This window comes from Loktanella sp. S4079 (genome assembly GCF_000967725.1).
GTDB lineage: Bacteria > Pseudomonadota > Alphaproteobacteria > Rhodobacterales > Rhodobacteraceae > Yoonia.
On sequence record NZ_JXYE01000007.1, the window covers coordinates 48,243 to 65,812 of the forward strand.

Annotated in this window: 18 protein-coding genes; 8 read left to right on the plus strand and 10 right to left on the minus strand. The window is 54.5% G+C overall.

Annotation, left to right across the window (positions count from 1 at the left end; translation table 11 throughout):
• Positions 1–13: 13 nt before the first annotated feature.
• From TW80_RS15000 to coxB, 9 genes are all read right to left on the minus strand, one after another.
• Complete coding sequence (locus TW80_RS15000; protein ID WP_045998271.1) at positions 14–598, minus strand: GNAT family N-acetyltransferase; 585 nt, start codon at positions 596–598, stop codon at positions 14–16.
• The gene (locus tag TW80_RS15005; RefSeq protein WP_045998272.1) at positions 598–1,866 is read right to left on the minus strand and encodes a M16 family metallopeptidase; all 1,269 of its coding nucleotides are present in this window, start codon (positions 1,864–1,866) and stop codon (positions 598–600) included. Before TW80_RS15005 ends, TW80_RS15000 begins: the two co-directional genes overlap by 1 nt.
• A gap of 2 nt (positions 1,867–1,868) precedes the next feature.
• A complete protein-coding gene (gene thrC / locus TW80_RS15010; RefSeq protein WP_045998273.1) occupies positions 1,869–3,248 on the minus strand; it encodes a threonine synthase in 1,380 nt (459 codons plus the stop codon).
• Positions 3,249–3,251: 3 nt separating this feature from the next.
• A complete protein-coding gene (locus TW80_RS15015; RefSeq protein ID WP_045998274.1) occupies positions 3,252–3,932 on the minus strand; it encodes an SURF1 family protein in 681 nt (226 codons plus the stop codon).
• Positions 3,933–4,025: 93 nt separating this feature from the next.
• Positions 4,026–4,859 (minus strand): cytochrome c oxidase subunit 3, encoded by an 834-nt coding sequence (locus TW80_RS15020; protein WP_045998275.1) that lies wholly within the window; start codon positions 4,857–4,859, stop codon positions 4,026–4,028.
• A 25-nt stretch (positions 4,860–4,884) separates the two neighbouring features.
• Positions 4,885–5,499, minus strand: a complete 615-nt coding sequence (locus TW80_RS15025) for a cytochrome c oxidase assembly protein (protein ID WP_045998276.1) — start codon at positions 5,497–5,499, stop codon at positions 4,885–4,887.
• A complete protein-coding gene (locus TW80_RS15030) occupies positions 5,496–5,696 on the minus strand; it encodes a hypothetical protein (RefSeq protein ID WP_045998277.1) in 201 nt (66 codons plus the stop codon). The genes TW80_RS15025 and TW80_RS15030 overlap by 4 nt, the downstream gene beginning before the upstream one ends.
• Complete coding sequence (gene cyoE, locus TW80_RS15035; protein WP_045998278.1) at positions 5,697–6,629, minus strand: heme o synthase; 933 nt, start codon at positions 6,627–6,629, stop codon at positions 5,697–5,699.
• A gap of 81 nt (positions 6,630–6,710) precedes the next feature.
• Complete coding sequence (gene coxB, locus TW80_RS15040; protein ID WP_045998279.1) at positions 6,711–7,529, minus strand: cytochrome c oxidase subunit II; 819 nt, start codon at positions 7,527–7,529, stop codon at positions 6,711–6,713.
• A gap of 169 nt (positions 7,530–7,698) precedes the next feature.
• Here coxB and tldD point away from each other — a divergent pair, with 169 nt between their 5' ends.
• The 5 genes from tldD to TW80_RS15065 all read left to right on the plus strand — a co-directional run bounded on the left by tldD (position 7,699) and on the right by TW80_RS15065 (position 14,666).
• Complete coding sequence (gene tldD / locus TW80_RS15045; RefSeq protein ID WP_045998280.1) at positions 7,699–9,120, plus strand: metalloprotease TldD; 1,422 nt, start codon at positions 7,699–7,701, stop codon at positions 9,118–9,120.
• A 242-nt stretch (positions 9,121–9,362) separates the two neighbouring features.
• Entirely contained in the window at positions 9,363–10,505 is a 1,143-nt protein-coding gene (gene dprA, locus TW80_RS15050) for a DNA-processing protein DprA (RefSeq protein WP_204218518.1), read from the plus strand.
• Between the two features lie 122 nt (positions 10,506–10,627).
• Positions 10,628–13,252 (plus strand): type I DNA topoisomerase, encoded by a 2,625-nt coding sequence (gene topA / locus TW80_RS15055; protein WP_045998281.1) that lies wholly within the window; start codon positions 10,628–10,630, stop codon positions 13,250–13,252.
• 86 nt (positions 13,253–13,338) lie between these two features.
• Complete coding sequence (locus TW80_RS15060) at positions 13,339–14,043, plus strand: CoA transferase subunit A (protein WP_045998282.1); 705 nt, start codon at positions 13,339–13,341, stop codon at positions 14,041–14,043.
• Positions 14,043–14,666, plus strand: coding sequence for a CoA transferase subunit B (locus tag TW80_RS15065; RefSeq protein WP_045998283.1), 624 nt, complete (start codon positions 14,043–14,045; stop codon positions 14,664–14,666). Before TW80_RS15060 ends, TW80_RS15065 begins: the two co-directional genes overlap by 1 nt.
• 33 nt (positions 14,667–14,699) lie before the next feature.
• On the opposite strand, the gene TW80_RS15070 is transcribed toward TW80_RS15065, so the two are convergent.
• On the minus strand, positions 14,700–15,533 hold the full coding sequence (locus TW80_RS15070; protein WP_045998284.1) for a lytic transglycosylase domain-containing protein: 834 nt from the start codon (positions 15,531–15,533) through the stop codon (positions 14,700–14,702).
• Between the two features lie 347 nt (positions 15,534–15,880).
• Between TW80_RS15070 and TW80_RS15075 the strand changes: the two genes are divergently transcribed.
• The 3 genes from TW80_RS15075 (at position 15,881) to cpaB (ending at position 17,498) form a co-directional block, all read left to right on the plus strand.
• A complete protein-coding gene (locus TW80_RS15075) occupies positions 15,881–16,072 on the plus strand; it encodes a Flp family type IVb pilin (RefSeq protein ID WP_045998285.1) in 192 nt (63 codons plus the stop codon).
• Between the two features lie 203 nt (positions 16,073–16,275).
• Positions 16,276–16,467 carry a hypothetical protein gene (locus tag TW80_RS15080; protein ID WP_045998286.1) on the plus strand — a complete coding sequence of 64 codons (192 nt, stop codon included), beginning with the start codon at positions 16,276–16,278 and terminating at the stop codon, positions 16,465–16,467.
• Positions 16,468–16,667: 200 nt separating this feature from the next.
• Positions 16,668–17,498, plus strand: a complete 831-nt coding sequence (gene cpaB, locus TW80_RS15085; protein WP_045998287.1) for a Flp pilus assembly protein CpaB — start codon at positions 16,668–16,670, stop codon at positions 17,496–17,498.
• Positions 17,499–17,570 lie beyond the last annotated feature (72 nt).

The window sequence follows — 17,570 nt, forward strand, 5'->3', positions numbered from 1 at the left end:
AATCCTTTATGTGTTAACCGACGTCGGTCTTTCCACGTCGGTCGTGGCGCAAATTGGCATAAAGAACGTGGTTACGCCAACGGCCATTAATCTGGAGATAGCTTTGTGCGACGCCTTCGTACTTATAGCCGCATTGTTCGAGCAAGCGACGTGACGGTGCATTTTCAGGCAGGCAACCAGCCTCAAGCCGGCTTAGGTCGAGCACGGTAAAGGCGTGATGGACGACGGCCTGCAGTGCCTCGCGCATATAGCCTTGTCGCGCAAATGGCTCGCCAACCCAATAGCCTGTGGTCCCTGCCTGTGCTGGGCCACGTCGAATATTGTCGAGTGTAATGCCACCGACCAATGCCTGATCTTCGCGCCGGACCAAGAACAACGGCAAGGCAGAGCCATTCGCGATTGAACGCTGCGCCCAATACACCCGATTGGTAAACGCCTTGCGCGTCAGATGATCCGCCGCCCATGTGGGTTCCCACGGGGTCAAAAAATTCGTGCTATCACGACGCAGCGATGACCAAGCGCGATAGTCCCCGTGAATTGGTGGACGCAAGGTCAACCGTTCGGTTTCAATCCGGACCTTTCGCTTGGTCCCCAACATCAGGCGGCCAACCGCTCTTTCAGGGCTTCTAGCGTTGGTGCGGATTCTGCTGGCCCATAAAGCGCCATACCCGTCGCGGCCTCACCTGCCATTTTCTCGGCAAAGGCTTTGACATCGCCGGTTGTGACCGCATCAATCTGGGCGATGGTCTCGTCTAAACCAGGCACCCTGCCCCAGATCGCCAAGAGCCGCGCCAGCCGTTCGCAGCGGTTCGAGGGGCTTTCCAACCCCATCAATAGACCCGCTTTCATCTGTGCACGTGCACGGGCGACTTCGGCTGCGGTCATATCATCGGCGGCGCGCTTCATTTCGTCGATTGTAATGTTGGCAAGCTCTGCGATCTGTTCGGCGCTGGTGCCCGCGTAAATCGTCGTCATACCAGAATCTTGATACGCACCGGTTTGTGCAAAAATCGAATAGCACAGGCCGCGATTTTCGCGAATTTCTTGGAACAAACGCGACGACACCCCACCACCCATGACAGAGCTATAGATTTGCGCCGTGTAGATCTGCGGGTCACGATAGTTCGGCCCCTCGAGGCCAAGCGCAAAGTGAACCTGTTCAAGATCCTTGAGGTTCCTAATCTCTCCGCCGCCAAAGGCAGCAGGTTCTAACAGGCTCGGATCGCGATCTAGAGAAGGTAGATGACCAAACAGCGCCTCTGCTTGGGCAACGATTTTATCGTGATCCACCGCTCCTGCTGCCGCAAGGATCATCTGATTTGGCCCGTAGTGCTCTGAGACGAATTTGCGTAGGTCATCCTGCTGAAATGCGCTAACCCGTTCAGCCGGACCCAGAATAGTACGGCCCAATGCCTGATCAGGATAAGACACCTCTTGGAGCCAGTCGAAAACCATCTCATCTGGCGTATCAATGGTCATGCCGATTTCTTGCAGAATGACCCCACGCTCGATTTCGATATCTTCGGGCGTAAAGAGCGGCTCTTTCAGGATATCCGCAATGACGTCCAATCCCAGCGGCACATCGTCTTCGAGCAGGCGTACATAATAGGCCGTTGCCTCGCGACTGGTGTAAGCATTGATGTAGCCGCCAACGTCTTCGATGCTCTCGGCGATTTGTAATGCCGAACGCGATTTAGTGCCCTTGAACGCCATATGCTCTAGGAAATGCGCGATGCCGTTTTGTTCAAGCCGTTCGTGACGTCCCCCAGCATCGACCCAAATGCCGACGCTTGCGGATTTCAATGTTGGCATGTGCTCTGTCACGATCCGAAAACCGTTAGACAGTGTGTGCATTTGAATTGTCAAAGTCAGATCCGTTCCCTGATCACCGCTTGCAACGCTGCAAGATCATTGGCCACACGTGTGACCCGCTCTGGTCGGTCATATAGGTCCGCCATCCGCGGGGGAAGAGGTGCCGCGACGCCTGAGGCTTCTTTCACGGCATCGGGAAATTTCGCTGGATGCGCAGTCGCGAGTGTCACCATCGGCGTAGCCCCCAAATGCGCATCTGCCACATGCACGCCGACAGCAGTGTGTGGGCACAGCAATTCGCCGGTATTCGCCCGGTATGACTTGATTGCGGCTTGGGTCTCTTCCTCTGAGGCGCGCCCAGATTTGAAGGTATCTTTCAGCATCTGATAGGCACCCTGACTGATCTGGAAACCACCCTGCTTTAGGTCGTCCATCTGCCCAGCAACAGCCGCCCCATCGCGACCATAAGCATCGAACAAAGCACGTTCGAAATTGGAACTGACCTGAATATCCATTGATGGACTAATCGTTGGGGTCACGCCCTCTTTGGTATAAGCGCCAGTTTCCAACGTGCGGTGCAAGATGTCGTTACGGTTCGTCGCAACGACCAGATCGGCAATCGGAAGGCCCATTTTCTTGGCGATGTAACCCGCAAAGATATCGCCAAAGTTACCTGTCGGAACTGTAAAGCTCACCTCGCGGTGGGGTGCGCCAAGGCTAACCGCAGATGTGAAATAATAAACGACCTGAGCCAGAACACGGCCCCAGTTGATCGAGTTCACACCAGCCAGTTTGACCTCTTCACGGAAAGCGAAGTCGTTGAACATATCTTTGACCGCCGCCTGACAGTCATCAAAGTCACCATCAACGGCCAGCGCATGCACGTTGGATTCGGATGGCGTTGTCATCTGGCGGCGCTGCACCTCTGACACGCGACCATGTGGGAACAAGATAAAGACGTCCACATTTGACAGCCCCTTAAAGGCTTCGATGGCGGCAGACCCCGTATCACCAGATGTGGCCCCAACGATGGTGACCCGATCCCCAGAACGCGATAAAGCTGCCTGGAACATCTGGCCAATCAGTTGCATGGCGAAATCTTTGAACGCGAGCGTTGGGCCGTGGAAAAGCTCGAGAAGGAAGTGGTTCGGTGCCAGCTGGACCAAGGGCGCACGGGCCGCGTGACCAAAACCAGCATAGGCTTTGGCAATCAATTCACGAAACTGCGTATCGCTGAATGTCTCACCGATGAATGGGCGCATAACCTCAAAGGCGACATCTTCGTAGGATTTGCCTGCCATGCCTGCAATTTGGGCCTTGGTCAGAGTCGGGACCTCTTCTGGAACATATAGCCCGCCATCACGAGCCAGCCCGGTCAGCATAGCCTCTTCAAATGTCAGCACAGGCGCGGTGCCGCGGGTTGAAATATAGCGCATAAGTCAGACGTCCTTTTGGCGGGTCGTGCGGTAGATAAGAAACGCGGTCATAACAGCCCAAACAACAGCCAGTGAAAACCACGTAATTGCGTATTCAAGGTGATCGTTCTTTATGCCGGATGTTTCAACCGGCAAAGGTGCCAATCTTGGATCTTGTGGGGATGCCGTGCTCGCGACGACCATGAAGGGCGCGGTCGACAAGGCGTCAGCCATCAGATCAACATTGCGAGCGAACCAAATATTTTTGGCCAAATCCGGATCGGGCGTGCTGCTATTTTGATCATCAGGCCACAGCAGGGTTCCTGTCAGATCCATTGGAGAGACAAGTGGCGCTGACTCTTTCTGATCGAGCGGCAACAGCCCCAAATCGACGAGAATGGATTGCCCGTCAGCGAGATCAAACTCTGAAATAACCCGGTAGCCAGTTCCAGCGGCTGTTCCTGAGGTGAGCACATGCAGCTCGCGACCCGTCGGGGTGCCAGACAGTGTGACGCGTTTGTACTCATCCGCCGCTTCGGTCAGCGTTTGGACAAAGGGCTGCGCGGGACCAGTCATCCGGCTGTCGAGTTCCGCGAGAATCCCTTCTTTCCACGCGAGACGCTGGACTTGCCAAACGCCAAGGCTGACCAAGACGCCGCAGCCTGCAATACCCAGAAGAAGTGGAAAGATCAGTTTACGCAGCATCTTGCGCCCTTAAAGAGAAAAACGCGCGAGAGCCCCGCGCGTTTGTAATCAGGGATGGTGGGTCAAGACCCACCCTACGGATGGGAGCCGCGTTTAGCCGCCCCAGACGTAAACAGCTGCAAAGAGGAACAGCCAAACAACGTCAACAAAGTGCCAGTACCAAGCGGCCGCTTCGAAGCCGATATGCTTTTCAGGGGTGAAGTCACCCTTTTGCAGACGGATTAAGCAAACCAGCAAGAAGATCGTACCGATAAAGACGTGTGCACCGTGGAAACCAGTCGCCATAAAGAAGTTGGCACCATAGATGTTGCCGCCAAAGCCGAATGTCGCGTGGCTATATTCGTAGGCTTGGAACACCGTAAAGATACCACCCAGAGCAACGGCAAGGATCAAACCCCACTTCATGTCCTGACGGTTGTTTTCGTGGACCAGCGCGTGGTGTGCCCAAGTCGCAGCGGCACCAGAACATAGCAGGATCAGTGTGTTGATCAGTGGCAAGTGCCAAGGATCGAATGTTTCGATCCCCACAGGTGGCCAAACACCGTCTACAGCCGGGCTTTGTGGGCCCATTGGGTACATCGCGTGCTTGAAGAAAGACCAGAACCAAGCGGCAAAGAACATCACTTCGGACATGATGAACATGATAAAGCCATAGCGCAGACCAATACGTACGACAGGTGTGTGATCGCCAACGCGGCTTTCGGCCACAACGTCAGCCCACCAAGCGTACATCACATAGAGAACCGCAGCCAAGCCGATCAGGAACATGTATGGGCCAGAAACCGTGAGCGCCCCAAAGAACATTGGCATCGGACCAGCCATCCAACCGACAGCCCCCAACAGCATAACAAAGGCAGCTACGCCGCCAAACATTGGCCAAATCGAAGGTGGCAGGATGTGGTAATCGTGATTTTTTGCATGCGCCATGTGGTGCGTCCCTATCGGCTGGTCGTTAGTTCGTTTCTATGGCGCTTTGCGGCGCCGTTGTCAAAGTCGAGGGTGCAGCTGCGGCTTGCAGCTCGTCCTCGGGTAGGTCGATTTGGTAGAACGTATAGCTCAGTGTGATGGTGTGAACGTATTTTCCTTCGCGATCATCAACAATCGCGGGGTCAACAAAAAAGCTCACAGGCATCATCACTGTCTCGCCAGGTTGCAAGACCTGCTCTGTAAAGCAAAAACATTCAATCTTATCAAAGAACGCGCCTGCCTCATAAGGCGTCACGTTATAGGCGGCCTGCCCCGCAATTGGCACATCAAGCGGATTATGTGCCTCGTAATAGGCAAGGCCCGTTTCACCGATCCGCAGTTCCATCTCACGGACTTCGGGTTCAAAGCTCCACGGCATACCGCGATCAAGTGACGCGTCAAAACGTACCTTGATCGTTTGATCCAGAATCACCTCGCTGCCAGCGTCGGCAACGTTAGTCGCGCCACCAAACCCGGTAACACGACAAAACCAGTCATAGAAAGGCACGGACGCATAAGCCAATCCGCCCATTACGACGACCACTGTGCTCGCCATCAGCGCGGTCCGCTGGGGACCGGGAAGACTGGAAAACAGCTTCATTCCGCGGGTTCCTCGATCACAATCTGCGGGCGCGCGACGTGGTCGAATGTCTCAAACTTGCGCGCATCACCAAGTTGCAGAACTTTCACAACAGTCAGGCCAAAAACGATGCCGATAAAGCCGAGCAACAGCAGCAGAACGCCATAGTTGCGGTTTTTGCGACGGCCGTGAACTTCGTGCTCTACCTTGATCGACATTTACCAGCCCCCCAGCCCGTATTGGCCCAGAGCCGCCTCGAGCAACAGCGCGCAGAAATGCGCAAACAGATAGTATAGCGAGACCTTAAAGACGTTGATCTCAACCTTGTGCTTGTCTGCTTCGCAGGCCGCGTCGTCACGGCGGTAAATATCAATCGCGCCTTTTAGGAACCAAAGGTTCATCACCACGGCCACAGCCATATACACCGGCCCACCGATTGAGGTCACACCAAGCCCCAAGGCCACGGGCACCAAAAGCAGCGTGTAGATCAGAACATGCCGACGCGTTGCGTCACGACCATGCGTTTCAGTCAGCATGGGCACGCCTGCGTCCCCGTAATCCGACTTAACAAACAGTGCCAGCGCCCAGAAATGCGGTGGCGTCCACATAAAGATCAGGCCGAACATCAGGATGCTCTCGATGCTGACACTGCCTGTTGCCACGGCCCAGCCAATCATCGGTGGAAACGCACCCGCAGCGCCGCCAATCACGATGTTCTGAGGCGTCGCTCGTTTAAGGAACATCGAATACACAACAGCGTAAAAGAAAATTGTGAACGCAAGCAGGAAAGCAGCGAGCCAATTCGTCGCCAGCCATAGCAATACAACCGCAAAACCAGAAAGCGCCAATCCAATGCCCAATGCTTCGCCGGGTTCAACACGCCCAGACGGGATCGGGCGTGTTGCTGTGCGCTTCATCAATTGGTCGATATCCGCATCCCACCACATGTTCAGCGCGCCAGAGGCCCCCGCCCCGACCGCAATACACAAGATACTGACAAAGCCGATAAATGGATGCACAGGAACCGGTGCAACCAGCAATCCAACCAAAGCGGTAAACACCACGAGCGACATGACACGTGGCTTCAACAGGGCAAAGTAGTCACCCATATTGGCCTCATAGCCGCTGTCTTGCACGCTAATGTCGCTCATGCTGGACCTTTCCATAGGGGCGGATTTAACCGCCTTACCTCGTTGATCTGGCGTAGGGTGGATCTTGATCCACCCCAGCGCTTAGGATTTTGCTTCGGCAAGCCACGCGTCATAAGTTTCTTGGCTTACGACTTTGACTGTGATTGGCATGTAGGCGTGATCTTTACCGCATAGCTCTGAACACTGGCCAAAGTAGATACCTTCGCGCTCTGCCGAGAACCAAAGCTGCGCCAAGCGACCAGGCACCGCATCTTGCTTCACGCCAAAGGCAGGAATGGTCCAAGAGTGGATCACATCAGCCGCAGTGACCTGCATAACAACTGTTTTGTTCACTGGCACAACAACAGCAGTATCAGTCGCCAACAGATATTCGTCTTGGCTATAACCAAACTCTTCCAGCTCGTCACGCGCCAGCAAGAAGCTTTCGAACTCGACGCCTTCGTCTACGTATTCGTAGCCCCAGTACCACTGATAGCCGGTCACTTTGATGTTGATGTCACCCTCAGGGATCGTTTGCTGTTTAAATAGCACCGGCAACGAGAAAGAACCGATGACGATCAGAATCAGAACCGGGATCAGAGTCCACGCAATCTCAAGCGGGGTGTTGTGGGTGAACCCAGCAGGGTTAGGCTGACGCTTTTGGTTATAGCGAATGATCACCCATGCGAGCAGCCCAGTTACAAACAGCGTAATGATCGTAATGATCACCAACAGCATACCGTCCAACCACTGCACATCACGCGCCAGCTCTGTTGCTGCAGGCTGAAACCCGGTCGCACCGTCAATCGGATAACCGACAAGTTCCAGTTCCTGATTCACGTCTTGTGCGGTGGCCGCAGCGCCAGCCATGACAAGGCCAGTCGTAGCCCAAAGTGAGGTCGCAAAGGTTTTCAGTCGCATATTCTACCCTAACTTCATTGCGCCTCAGGCGCATCTGGAACGGGGCTTCGCAAGGAATCCCGTTGTATCTGACCGCTCATGTCCCATATCTTGATGAACAACTCAAGAACTGCTGTTGCGGCAAACAGACGCTTTTGTCGATAATTTGCGCATGACAAAGGAAATTTAAATGTCATCTGACCCCTTCCGCCCGTTTGAGACCAACCTCGATCAGGATACTGCGCTAACTTTGCTCCGCGAAGCAACGGCCGGTGCCGATGACGGCGAACTCTTCCTCGAACGCCGTAAATCCGAAGTTCTTTCCTTTGACGACGGCAATGTGAAAACCGCCAGCTTCGACGCTTCCGAAGGGTTCGGACTGCGCGCGGTCCGGGGTGAAACGGCAGGCTACGCGCATTCGACAACGATTGACGAAAATGCATTGCGCCGGGCCGTATCGACAGCGCGCCTCGCCGTGGGCGATGGCGGCGGCACCATGGCCCCGCCCCCTGTCGGCACAAACCGCAAACTCTATTCCGACGCCGACCCCATGCTTCAGGCGACTTTCCCAGCCAAAATTGACGTGCTTCGGGAAATCGACGCATTCGCCCGCGCGCTTGATCCGCGAGTTGTCCAAGTTTCCGCCACGCTTGCCGCGTCTCACCAAGAGGTCCTGATCCTGCGCCCCGAAGGCACATTGGTCACCGATACCCGACCCATGTCACGTCTAAACATTAGCGTCATCGTCGAAGAGAACGGCAAACGCGAGAGCGGCTCAATGGGCGGCGGCGGTCGTGCGGGTTTGATCGGCCTAATCAGTCGTGAACATTGGGAACCCGTCGCAAAAGAGGCCCTACGCATCGCACTGGTCAACCTCGATGCCGAGCCTGCCCCAGCAGGTGTCATGGATGTCGTCCTTGGGCCGGGATGGCCCGGCATTCTATTACACGAAGCCATCGGCCATGGCCTCGAAGGGGATTTTAATCGTAAAGGTTCCTCTGCGTTCGCTGGCCTTATGGGCCAACAAATTGCCGCCAAAGGCGTGACCGTTCTGGACGATGGCACAATTCCTGACCGACGCGGGTCCATCACCATTGACGACGAAGGCACGCCCAGCGCGAAAAACGCCCTCATCGAAGACGGTGTTTTGGTTGGCTACATGCAAGACCGCCAGAACGCCCGGCTGATGGGGGTTGCCCCCACTGGTAACGGTCGCCGCGAAAGCTATGCCCACGCACCAATGCCTCGCATGACCAACACATATATGTTGTCAGGCGATGCTAGCCCAGAAAGCCTTGTCGCTGATCTGAAGGACGGCATTTATGCAGTCGGTTTCGGCGGTGGTCAGGTCGATATCACCAACGGTAAATTCGTATTTTCCTGCACCGAAGCCTACCGCGTAAAGAACGGCGTAGTCGGTGCCCCGGTAAAAGGCGCGACCCTCATCGGGGACGGCGCAACCGCACTGAAAAAGATTCGCGGGATCGGCAATGACATGCAGCTTGACCCCGGCATCGGCAATTGCGGCAAAGCGGGCCAATGGGTACCTGTTGGTGTCGGCCAACCTAGCCTAATGATTGGCGGCCTGACAGTGGGCGGCGCGGCAACCTAAATTACGATAGCGAAGGCGACTGATCTCTCCGGAACGATACGAATCGGAGAGGTCGTTGGCACAATATGGCTCGCTTACACCTTGGCATTCGCGTTCTGCCCCACCACAGCGTGTGAAATATTACACATATTTTTCAATACACTAAAGACAGGCAGCCGCGCTCTCATCCTTTTCGCATTTCGATTCACGCATCGTTAACCCTGCGCTCCTACACCTATCCGTGCAACAGACGGAGCAACAGGATGACCGGAGCACGCGATTCTTCCAATCACCCCCCACTCCTACCCACCGCGGAAGAGGATCTGGTCAATCGGCTTCGTCTGCTGCGATCACGCCGTGTCGGGATCGCGACATATCGGCGGCTGCTGGCAGAATACGGCAGCCCGCAAAACGCGCTAAAGGCGCTCCCCGAAATCGCGAGCGAAGCTGGCGAAAAAGGGTATGAAACCTGCCCGGTGGGCGTGGCTCTCGCCGAACTAAAGGCTGGCCGCGCCGCCGGTGCACGGTTGATCACCGAACACGACCCTCAATATCCGGCACATCTTCTGAATATCTCAGACGCTCCGCCTATGTTGTGGGCCCTTGGCGCTCTCGACCTTCTCTCCCGTCCAATGATCGCGCTTGTGGGTGCACGGAACGCATCGTCACTGGGGACACGAATGGCGAAAAAACTGGCCGGTGAGCTGACTGACGCTGGCTATGTGGTTGTTTCTGGGCTCGCCCGTGGTATCGATACCGCCGCACATATCGCGGCGCTAAGTGGTGGAACCGTTGCTGTTCAGGCAGGTGGCGTCGATACGATATACCCCATGGAAAACACGCAACTCGCCCACGACATCGCGCAAAAAGGGCTGCGATTATCCGAGATGCCTATGGGCATGCAGCCGCAAGCACGCCATTTCCCAGCACGAAACCGGATCATTTCCGGCATGGCACAGGCCGTTGTGGTGGTCGAGGCCGCCGCGAAATCCGGCAGTTTGATCACAGCACGCAACGCGTTAGATCAAGCGCGCGACGTCTTTGCTGTTCCCGGTCACCCATTCGACGCACGCGCCGCAGGCTGCAACATGCTTTTGCGGGATGGGGCGACACTGGTGCGGAATGCACAAGACGTGATCGAAGCACTTGCACCCTCCGAAACACCACTGCCCGAGTTAGATCTACAGCCCCCCGCTGAACGCACGAAACCGCGCCCGATGAAAAAGATTGCAGCGCTGCACGACAAGATTCTGTCGCGCTTAGGGCCTGCCCCGATCGCCGAAGACCAGCTGGTGCGTGATGTTTCCGCCCCAGCGGCCAAGGTTGCACCAGTGCTCGTTGATCTGGAACTCGATGGAAAAATCGCGAGACAGCCCGGCGGGCTTTGGGCAACGATACCAAAATAACTTTGGCTAATCGGCTGATTCTGGGCTGAAAAGCAAAGTGCGGAAAGGGCGCATTGACAATCCTATACGACAACCCACATCTTGCGCGTCTATATCGCACATCATCCGCTTAAAGGATTCTCATGCCTGTTGTCGTTGTCGAGTCGCCGGCCAAAGCCAAGAAAATCGAAGGTTATCTTGGGAAAGATTACACCGTTCTTGCATCCTATGGCCACGTACGCGACCTGCCACCAAAGGACGGATCGGTACTGCCTGACGAAGACTTTGATATGAAGTGGGAAGTCGCAAGCGATAGCAAAAAGCACATCAAGGCCATCGCTGACGCGCTCAAGGCGGATAACGAACTGATCCTCGCAACCGACCCCGACCGCGAAGGAGAGGCGATTAGTTGGCACCTGACAGAGGCTTTGACCTCGCGCAAAGCGATTAAGAAAGACACGCCTGTTAGCCGCGTGGTTTTCAACGCGATTACCAAGAACGCGATTCTTGATGCGATGAAATCGCCACGCCAAGTGGATGCTCCACTGGTCGAGGCCTACCTCGCCCGTCGCGCGCTGGACTATTTGGTTGGCTTTAATCTATCGCCCGTTTTGTGGCGTAAGCTACCCGGCGCTAAATCCGCCGGACGCGTACAATCGGTTACCCTGCGTTTGATCGTCGAGCGCGAGATGGAAATCGAAGCCTTCCGCAACAAAGAATACTGGACGGTAAAGGCGCTCTTGCAGTCCGCGCGTGGACAAACCTTTGAGGCGCGCCTCACGACACTTGCAGGTAAGAAGCTCGATAAATTTGATCTTGGGAACGAAACCCAAGCTGAAATGGCGGTACAGGCGATTAATTCACGCGACCTGACCGTCAAATCCGTCGAAGCAAAGCCCGGCACGCGTAATCCTTCGCCGCCCTTCATGACCTCGACCCTACAGCAAGAGGCCAGCCGCAAATTTGGTATGGGCGCGCGCCAAACCATGAGCGTCGCGCAGCGGCTCTATGAGGCGGGCCTGATTACATATATGCGGACTGACGGGATCGACATGGCGCCAGAAGCCGTGACCGGTGCACGCGACGCGATCAAGGCAAAGTTTGGCGAAAAATACATGCCAGACTCCCCCCGCGTTTACAAAAACAAAGCCAAGAACGCGCAAGAGGCCCACGAATGTATCCGCCCAACGGATATGATGCTGGGTACAGATGACGCAAACATCAAAGATGCCGATCAGCGAAAACTCTATGATCTGATTTACAAACGGACGCTTGCCAGCCAAATGTCCGCAGCTCGTTTCGAACGTACAACGGTTGATATCGCCAGCGCAGATGAACAAGTGATCTTGCGTGCCAACGGCCAGGTCATGGTGTTCGATGGCTTTATTGCCGTTTACGAAGAAGGCAAAGACGACGCTGTTGTAGATGATGATGATAAACGTCTGCCGCAACTCGCCGAGGGCGAGAAGGCCGACAAGAAGACAGTGACGCCCGAACAGCACTTTACCCAGCCCCCGCCCCGCTACACCGAGGCCACATTGGTCAAGCGGATGGAAGAATTGGGTATCGGCCGGCCGTCAACATATGCGTCGATCGTGACCACGATTCAGGATCGTGGATATGTCGAAAAAGAAAAGAATCGCCTGATCCCCCAAGATAAGGGGCGGTTGGTGACAGCCTTCTTGTCCAACTATTTCCGTAAATACATCGGTTACGATTTTACTGCGGATCTGGAAAACCAACTGGATGAGGTCAGCGCCGGTAGCGCCGACTATAAAACTGTGCTCGCACGGTTTTGGCGTGATTTTTCTGCCGCGATTGCGGAAACTGCAGATTTGCGCATTACCGAAGTCCTCGAAAAGATTAACGAGGTTCTGGAACCGCATCTCTTTCCCGCAACCGAAGACGGCAGCGATCCGCGCCAATGCCCGAACTGTGGTGCTGGGCGGCTTTCGATGCGCACGGCCCGGTCAGGTGGCGCCTTTATCGGTTGCTCGAACTATCCTGAATGTCGCTATACGCGCCCATTCGGCCCGCCAAATCCCGAAGCCGAGGCAACCGCGATTCCGCCCGAGGGCAAAGTGCTGGGCGAAGACGCTGGCGACACGATCCGCGTATTCAAGGGCCGCTTTGGCCCCTACGTTCAGCGCGGCGACGTGACCGAGGACAATAAGAAACCACCCCGCCAAGGTGTCCCCGAGGGTTGGAACCCAGAGGAAATCGGTCTGCCCGATGCGTTACGCCTATTGGAATTGCCACGCTTGATTGGCCAACACCCCGAAGACGGCGTGAACGTATGGGCGAACCTTGGGCGCTATGGCCCCTATCTGAAACACGCCGAGAACACGTCGTTCAAAGGCGGGACAAATGCCAACCTTGAAACCATCGAGGACGTATGGACCGTCGGCATGAACCATGCCGTCCAACTACTCGCAGAGAAAGTCGCGAGCCGCGGCAACCGTGGCAAAGCGGCGGTCCCGATTCACGAGCTTGGTGAGCATCCCGAGGCAGGCGGCCCCGTGAACGTTTATGACGGGAAATATGGCCCCTATGTAAAATGGGAAAAAATCAACGCCACGATTCCCGAAGAAATCGCCCCAGCAGACCTTACACTTGCCCAAGCGGTCCATCTGATTGATGAGCGCGCAGCAAAATCTGGCAAAAAGAAACCTGCCGCAAAGAAGAAAGCGCCAGCGAAAAAATCTGCTGCAAAGAAAACAACCGTCAAGAAACCAGCGGCAAAAAAGAAAACCGCTGCGAAAAAATAGTGCTTGCCGCAGCGCAGCGAATTCGTTGACTTTCCCCTTTTTGCGGGTCACGCTTTGACCAATCGTAAAGAGGGGGAAGACAATTCATGAACAAGATCTACGCCAATGCCACAGAGGCCCTCGATGGGTTGCTGTTTGATGGCATGTCAATTGCCGCTGGAGGGTTCGGCCTGTGCGGCATCCCCGAACTCCTGCTAGATGCGATCAAAACTGCGGGGACCAAAGACCTCACTTTTGCAAGCAACAATGCGGGCGTTGATGATTTTGGCATCGGGATTCTGCTGCAGACGCGACAAGTCAAGAAAATGATCAGCTCTTACGTTGGTGAGAATGCTGAATTTATGCGTCAGTATCTGTCGGGCGAGCTTGAGCTTGAATTCAATCCACAAGGTACGCTGGCTGAACGGATGCGTGCGGGCGGCTGTGGGATTCCCGGCTTTTATACCAAGACAGGCGTCGGTACGGTGATTGCCGAAGGTAAAGAACACAAAGACTTCAACGGCGAGACATACATCATGGAAGAAGGCATCTTTGCCGATCTTTCAATCGTCAAAGCGTGGAAAGCCGACGAAACCGGAAACCTGATTTTCCGCAAGACGGCGCGCAACTTTAACCCGCCAGCGGCGATGTGTGGAAAAACATGCGTGGTCGAAGTCGAAGAAATCGTACCAACAGGAAGCCTTGATCCCGATCATATCCACCTTCCCGGCATTTACGTGCACCGCATTATTCAAGGTGAACATGAAAAACGGATTGAACAGCGTACGACACGCAAGCGGGAGGACGCGTAATGCCTTGGGATCGTAATCAGATGGCTGCCCGTGCCGCGCAAGAGCTAGAAGACGGGATGTACGTCAACCTCGGCATTGGTATCCCGACGTTGGTCGCGAACTATGTTGGCGACAAGGATATCACCCTGCAATCGGAAAACGGCATGCTGGGCATGGGCCCCTTTCCGTTTGAAGGTGAAGAGGACCCAGACCTGATCAACGCAGGCAAGCAGACTATCACAGAACTTAATCGGACCGCCTATTTTGATAGTGCCACGTCCTTTGGCATGATTCGCGGCGGAAAAATTGCAGCCGCCATTTTGGGTGCGATGGAAGTCGCCGAGAATGGCGATCTTGCGAACTGGATGATTCCCGGCAAGCTGGTCAAAGGCATGGGCGGTGCTATGGATCTGGTCGCGGGCGTTGGGCGTGTGATCGTTGTGATGGATCACACCAACAAACACGGTGACTCAAAACTGCTCAAAGAATGCACCTTGCCGCTCACAGGGAAAGGCGTGGTAGACCGCATCATCACCAACCTTGGCGTATTAGACGTGGTCGAGGGTGGCCTAAAGATCGTGGAATGCGCTGACGGCGTGTCAGAGCAAGAACTACGCGACGCAACCGAAGCAACTATTATATAGTGTTCAAGGGGCCCGTCATTTGGTGGGCCCCATTTAAGTTCCGCTCACATTAAAGACGCAGCCGTCAGTGATCAGTTCCGGCGGCGTCCGACACAGCCCCTTCGCAACCTGCCAAGCCGCGAGAACTTTGGGTACATATTCTCGTGTTTCAGCGAATGGCGGCACACCTTCGTATCGCTGCACATTCCCTTCGCCAGCATTGTATCCTGCCAGGACAAGCACCGGATCATTCCCAAACTCAGTGAGCAACCAGTCGAGGTAAGCAACCCCACCTTTGATATTCTCTGCAGCATTTGTGCGATCACTCACGCCAAAGCGTTCGGCAGTTGCGGGCATCAGTTGCATCAACCCTGTCGCCCCGGCCGTGCTCACTGCGTCAGTTCGTCCTGCGCTTTCCACAGAGATTACCGCGATCACCAGTGCAGGCGAAACATTCGTACCGACAGTTTCCTTCAAGATAGCAGGTCCATGAGCGCTCGCGATATTCTGCAGGCTTTGTAGGCGCGGAGTCCGCACGTCTTCGCCCTCAGGTGCGTTATTGATTTGCTGAAGTGCCATTTGAAGTCGCGCGGGCGAAGATCCAGCAATCCCACCAGATACGCCGCGCCAGAACCACTCCGCAGCCGAACCTGGCGGTACGGCGACTGGTACATTTACCTCTTCAGGCTCAGGTTCATCTGCGTACACAGGTTCGATCCGAGGCGCATTGGGATCAATCTGTACATTTATTCGACTACCCGCCCCACCAGAGGGCACGGTTACGCGCCGAAACGTAAAATCAGGTTGCAAGCGCACGACCTCTGCGTAGGCTGAACTCGCCCAAATCAACAAAACAAAGTTCGATATAATCCAAAGTCGCCGATTCATTTTTGATTCCGCTCGATTTTTTGTGATTTGGAGCATGGCAGAAAATCGCCAAAATGCTAGAATCGCGAAAACAATTAGGTCATTTTTGACGAATTAAGGACCTAATCGCAACGCTAAGCTGTATGATCAAAAGCAAGGGGGCAATATTTATATAGTAATTTCAATATATTAGAATTTTTCTAGGAAAAATACTGGCGCGCGCTGAAAATGAACGAAACGCGCCAAACTACCGCCCCAATCGAGGGGCTATATAACATCATCCAAGACGGGGGCTCAGCCAAAGCGGTGGCTCTGCTGACCCGGCGAGGAACGAAATAAATCTAGTGATACCCTGAGGAGGGAACAAAATGCTTAACTTCATCAAAAACTTCCGTAACGACGAAGACGGTGCCGTAACAGTTGACTTCGTAGTTCTGACTGCTGCAATCGTTGTTCTTGGACTTGCTGTTGGCGGTACAGTGGCTCGCGGCGCAAAAGGTCTAGCAAACGAAATCGAAACATCTCTCAACGAGATGAACGCAGGTGGGTCCACTTCCTAACCCCTGATCTATTTGCGCAATCGCAAACTAACCTCAAGCGCGCCGAATTTCGGCGCGCTTTCTCTTTCGCACAACGAAATCAAGCACAGAATAGCTGCATGATGCGCCAAATTTGGCCACATTCTAACAGTAGTGGTAGCTATCAGAGAGTTCATCCCATGGCTGCCCACCAGCAGCCCCAAGACCTGCTAGCGAGACAACAAATGAAGACACAAGTAACACGCCTCCTGCAAGATGATGATGGTGCAGTAACTGTTGATTTCGTCGTTTTGACAGCGGCCATCGCAACACTTGGTCTAACAGTGGTGACACAATTCACTGGTGGGGCGACAAGTCTTGCTAACGAAATCGAGACCGCGATCGATGAGATGAACGCAGGCCAATCTTCAAGTTAGCATTGAATAACTACGCATCCAATCGAGCTTCAAAGGGCAAAGCCCACTCCTCTATGATTGCAGTTGAAACTTGCAACATATCATGGAGCGTTTGACGGGTGACGCTTGACCTAGTTTCTCGCGAATGTCAGAGCTTACTTAGATGGCGTAGATGAGCGCAACTAATTAGCGCGAGCAGTGGAAAGTCAGAGGAAACAGAAATGCGCGGAGTATTCGGGTTGGTATTGGTGATCGGCATGGGGCTTGCGGGCTTTGCCGTCTACATGGTCAACCAACAAATCGAACAAAAAAACCAACAGCTAATCAGGGCTCAACGCGAACGCGATGGTGCAGTGCGCACGGTGGATGTTTACTCTCCGAACCGAAGCTTCACCTATGGTGAGGTGCTCACAGAGGACGACCTAAAAGTTATCAAATATGCTCAAGACTTCCTTCCAGAGGGTGTCATCAGAGATCTAGAGACACTTTTCCCGCCTGAAGAACCCGCAAAGTCTCGCGTCGTAATCCTACCAATCATTCCCAACGAACCCTTAACAGAGAGCCGTCTGGCTGCGCCTGGCGCGAGCAGAGGCCTGACCGCACTAGTAGCACCTGGTATGCGGGCATTCCCGATTCGTGGCCGAACTACAGGGAGTTTTGGTACACTTCGGCCGAATGATCGCATTGACCTGTATTGGACAGGCCGACTTAGCAGTGGTCGTGAAGTCACGAACCTGCTCAAAGCCAACATGCAAATTATTGCGGTACCCGATGAAAGCGGTCAATCGAACATTTCAGATGTCATTCTGCAAGTTACACCAGAAGAAGTAGCAATTCTGACTCAAGCGCAAGCAAGTGGTTCTCTGACGATGTCGCTGGTGGGTTCGGGAGATACAACACAGATCAGCGGCGGAATTACCGTCGATACCCAAGCTGTTACAGGCGAAATTATCGAAGAAGTCATCATCGAAGAAGAAGTGGCTCCTGAGATTTGCTACCGCTACGAGCGTCGTGGAACTGAACGCGTTCAAATCCCGATCCCCTGCAATTAATCGCACAAAAAGATCAAGTTATTCCCGAAATGCGCCGCACCAGATGCGGCGCATTTTTCGTTACAAAGAGCG

Excerpts from the sequence above, each read along its gene's own strand:
- TW80_RS15015 (WP_045998274.1), bottom strand. The coding sequence starts at position 3,932 with ATGCTGCGTAAACTGATCTTTCCACTTCTTCTGGGTATTGCAGGCTGC.
- TW80_RS15080 (WP_045998286.1), top strand. The coding sequence starts at position 16,276 with ATGAAGACACAAGTAACACGCCTCCTGCAAGATGATGATGGTGCAGTA.
- cyoE (WP_045998278.1), bottom strand. The coding sequence starts at position 6,629 with ATGAGCGACATTAGCGTGCAAGACAGCGGCTATGAGGCCAATATGGGT.
- TW80_RS15075 (WP_045998285.1), top strand. The coding sequence starts at position 15,881 with ATGCTTAACTTCATCAAAAACTTCCGTAACGACGAAGACGGTGCCGTA.
- TW80_RS15065 (WP_045998283.1), top strand. The coding sequence starts at position 14,043 with ATGCCTTGGGATCGTAATCAGATGGCTGCCCGTGCCGCGCAAGAGCTA.
- TW80_RS15030 (WP_045998277.1), bottom strand. The coding sequence starts at position 5,696 with ATGTCGATCAAGGTAGAGCACGAAGTTCACGGCCGTCGCAAAAACCGC.
- TW80_RS15025 (WP_045998276.1), bottom strand. The coding sequence starts at position 5,499 with ATGAAGCTGTTTTCCAGTCTTCCCGGTCCCCAGCGGACCGCGCTGATG.
- TW80_RS15060 (WP_045998282.1), top strand. The coding sequence starts at position 13,339 with ATGAACAAGATCTACGCCAATGCCACAGAGGCCCTCGATGGGTTGCTG.
- topA (WP_045998281.1), top strand. The coding sequence starts at position 10,628 with ATGCCTGTTGTCGTTGTCGAGTCGCCGGCCAAAGCCAAGAAAATCGAA.
- TW80_RS15070 (WP_045998284.1), bottom strand. The coding sequence starts at position 15,533 with ATGAATCGGCGACTTTGGATTATATCGAACTTTGTTTTGTTGATTTGG.
- cpaB (WP_045998287.1), top strand. The coding sequence starts at position 16,668 with ATGCGCGGAGTATTCGGGTTGGTATTGGTGATCGGCATGGGGCTTGCG.
- TW80_RS15020 (WP_045998275.1), bottom strand. The coding sequence starts at position 4,859 with ATGGCGCATGCAAAAAATCACGATTACCACATCCTGCCACCTTCGATT.
- dprA (WP_204218518.1), top strand. The coding sequence starts at position 9,363 with ATGACCGGAGCACGCGATTCTTCCAATCACCCCCCACTCCTACCCACC.
- coxB (WP_045998279.1), bottom strand. The coding sequence starts at position 7,529 with ATGCGACTGAAAACCTTTGCGACCTCACTTTGGGCTACGACTGGCCTT.
- thrC (WP_045998273.1), bottom strand. The coding sequence starts at position 3,248 with ATGCGCTATATTTCAACCCGCGGCACCGCGCCTGTGCTGACATTTGAA.
- tldD (WP_045998280.1), top strand. The coding sequence starts at position 7,699 with ATGTCATCTGACCCCTTCCGCCCGTTTGAGACCAACCTCGATCAGGAT.
- TW80_RS15000 (WP_045998271.1), bottom strand. The coding sequence starts at position 598 with ATGTTGGGGACCAAGCGAAAGGTCCGGATTGAAACCGAACGGTTGACC.